Below are 3,016 nucleotides of genomic sequence, written 5' to 3' on the forward strand. Positions count from 1 at the left end.
GAAACCAAGGCACCCAAGGCGACACCGGCACCCAAGGCACCCAAGGCTTCCAAGGCTTCCAGGGCGACACCGGCGCTCAGGGCACGCAGGGCGACACCGGCACACAAGGCTTCCAAGGCGCGAGCCCCGGGTCACAGAGCACGGTTGTCACGGCTACCAGCGGCACAGGCAGCGCCACGGTCTTGTGCCCCGCCGGTACGTTCGCAATCGGTGGCGGTTTCGAGGCCGCGGTGTCCGTCGACAACGAGATGCTCGTCAGCCGTCCTGTCGGGGGCTCTCCGGCGACTGGCTGGCAGGCCGTCTCCGACGACCCGCGCACAGTCACCGTCTACGCGGTGTGCGCGCCGTGAGCCCTGGGCCGCGAGCCTCGCTGGGCCGGCAGGCGTTCACGGTTGGGTACACCGAGTGTCGTCCCCCGGGGGGACGGCACATATCCCCGCGCTTGTCCTTTTCGGCCCACCCAGTCGCGTTGCCGGATCGATGAGGTAGAACTCGTGAAAAAGCGGATGGCACTGTGGACCGCACTCGTCGCCACAGTCGTGGTCGCCCAGGTGGTGACCGGGTGGGTGCCACTTCCCACAGCGGACTCCAAGACCACGCCTGCCACTGGAATCAAGCCCACAGGACCGGCGGCCACGCTCGTCCTGAAGGCGGAGGAACTGGTCCAAGCAGGCATCAGACAGGGCGAGAACAAGGACTTTTCTGGGGCGACGAGTAGCTTCAGACGGGCCCTGGACCTGGATCCCGCCAACAAACTCGCCTGGTACAACCTCGGCGTCATCGCCCAGGAGGACCACAGGACGGCTGACGCGCGCGCGGCTTACGACAAAGCGCTGAAGATCGATCCGGATTTCGATTCGGCCCTGTACAACAAGGCGATCCTGCTCGAGGCGAGCGACACCGACGAGGCGATCGCTCTTCTGAAGCACATCGTGGGCGCCGACCCACGGGCTGCCACGGCCTATCTGCACCTTGGTCAGGCTCTGGCGAAGAAGGGTCGTGACGGCGAGGCCGAGGACGCCTTTGGCCTCGCTGTCCGTGCCGACCCGTCGCTCCAACAGTTCATCCCGGAGCAGTTCCGCGATTCCACGACCGCAGCACCGACAGGCACTGAGGCAGGTACGAGCAGATGACGTCTTCCCCAACCCCGAAATTCTCTGTCTTCACTCCCAGCCACCGATCGCGTTTCCTCGACGAATGCCTCACCACGCTGCAAGCGCAGACCCGCTCCGACTGGGAGTGGATCGTGCTCCTCAACAACGGCACGCGATGGCGGCCCGAACACCCCGACGACCGTGTCCGGGTAGAGGTCTCGGACCACATTCAAGGGGTGGGAGCGGCCAAGCGCCGCGCCTGCGAACTGGCACGCGGAGAGATCCTCGTCGAGCTCGACCACGACGACCTACTGGCGAAGGACTGCCTGGCAGAACTGGCGGACGCCTTCGACGAGCGTCCCGACGTCGTCTTCGTCTACAGCCACACCGCTCAGATCACCGAGGACGGAAGCCGGGACGACACGCGGTTCAACGAGGCGCACGGCTGGCAGTACGAGGAGGTCGATGTCGACGGCCGCCGGCTCTTGCAGGCTGTCTCCATGGCACCGACGCCGCACAACGTGTCGTACATCTGGTACGCCCCCAACCACGTACGGGCGTTCCGCAAGGACACCTACGAGCAGGTCGGCGGATATGACGCCACACGCACCGTGCTGGACGACCAGGACCTGATGTGCCGTCTCTTCCAGGCGGGTGACTTCCACCGGATCCCCAGATGCCTGTATCTGCAGCGGATGCACCCCCACAACACCCAGCGCGACACTGAGATCAACGCGCACATCCAGCGCGAGACGGTAGCGCTGTACGACAAATACATTGAGGCCAACGCCCTCGCCTGGACCAAGCGACGCGGTCTGCTCGCGCTGGACCTCGGCGCCGCACACCGCAAGCCGCCCGGCTACCTGGGCGTGGACCAGCACCCAAGAGACGGCGTCGACATCGTCGCGAGGCTGCCCGAGCCACTGGACCTGCCTGACAACTCGGTCGGCCTGCTCCGGGCAGTGGACTTCCTGGAGCACGTGCCCGCGAAGATTCCGCTGATCAACGAGCTGTACCGCCTGCTGGCACCGGGCGGCATGCTCCTCACCCAGACTCCCAGCTCCGACGGTCGGGGCGCGTACCAGGACCCGACGCACGTCGCCTACTACAACGAGAACTCGTTCTGGTACTACACCGACAACCAGTACCGCGCTTTCGTACCCGAGATCCGGGCTCGGTTCCACCGTTCACGGTTGGTCACCTACTACCCGACCGACTGGCACTCCAGGAACCACATCTCCTATGTTCAGGCCAACTTGATCGCCGTGAAGGAAGGTGCCGAACGGTGCGGTGGTCCGCTGCTGGTGTGATGCCTTGGCGGGGCTGATGCGTGTGTGAGTGCCCTAGGCGGACTCGCTCAGCAACCTTCCCAGGTGCTCCCGGCCTGCATCCAGCAACCCCTTGAGCGGCGCGGCCTGGAACGGGGAGAGCGCGGCGTAGAAGCCCGTCCGGCGTTTGAGGGGTCAAGGCCCCTTCAGGGCCGAAGCGGGGGTTCGGGGGCGCCGCCCCGAGGATGGGACGGGTAGGGGCGGGGGCGAGAAACCCCCACCGCATCAGCGCCGCTTCCTCAGCACCCGCCCCACCACGATCGCCGACGCCACCACCAACGCCGCAGCCGGCGCGGCCCACCGCAGCGTCGCGTTCCCCGACACCTGTTCCGGAGGCGGCACTGGGGCATACCGCCCCCGGGGCGGCGCGTGGTCCACTTCCTCCGTACTGCGCCCGATCATCGTCCGCCGCGCATGCGCGGCCTCGGCAGGCGGCCCCCCGGCATCCACGAACCGCGCGGAGACATGCGCGCCCTCGTCGAGGTCGTCCTCGTCGTGAAGGTGATCCGCGTCAGGGCCGTCGCCAAGGGCGCCAGGATCGTCGGGCACCCCGGGAACGGGACTTTCAGGGACCTCGGGAACGTCGGGCACCCC

General features: G+C 67.0%; 2 protein-coding genes and 2 pseudogenes. 3 read left to right on the plus strand and 1 reads right to left on the minus strand.

What is annotated here, in order from left to right; translation table 11 throughout:
• From RB628_RS26035 to RB628_RS26045, 3 genes and pseudogenes are all read left to right on the plus strand, one after another.
• Positions 1–350: pseudogene (locus RB628_RS26035) on the plus strand (hypothetical protein); the annotation flags it as partial.
• 189 nt (positions 351–539) lie between these two features.
• The gene (locus RB628_RS26040) at positions 540–1,133 is read left to right on the plus strand and encodes a tetratricopeptide repeat protein (protein WP_318322941.1); all 594 of its coding nucleotides are present in this window, start codon (positions 540–542) and stop codon (positions 1,131–1,133) included.
• Positions 1,130–2,404, plus strand: a complete 1,275-nt coding sequence (locus RB628_RS26045) for a glycosyltransferase (protein ID WP_318322942.1) — start codon at positions 1,130–1,132, stop codon at positions 2,402–2,404. The genes RB628_RS26040 and RB628_RS26045 overlap by 4 nt, the downstream gene beginning before the upstream one ends.
• 243 nt (positions 2,405–2,647) lie before the next feature.
• Here RB628_RS26045 and RB628_RS26050 read toward each other — a convergent pair.
• Positions 2,648–3,016 (minus strand): annotated as a pseudogene (locus tag RB628_RS26050) (carbon monoxide dehydrogenase subunit G); the annotation flags it as partial.

It is taken from the genome of Streptomyces sp. ADMS (assembly GCF_033441795.1).
Lineage (GTDB): Bacteria > Actinomycetota > Actinomycetes > Streptomycetales > Streptomycetaceae > Streptomyces.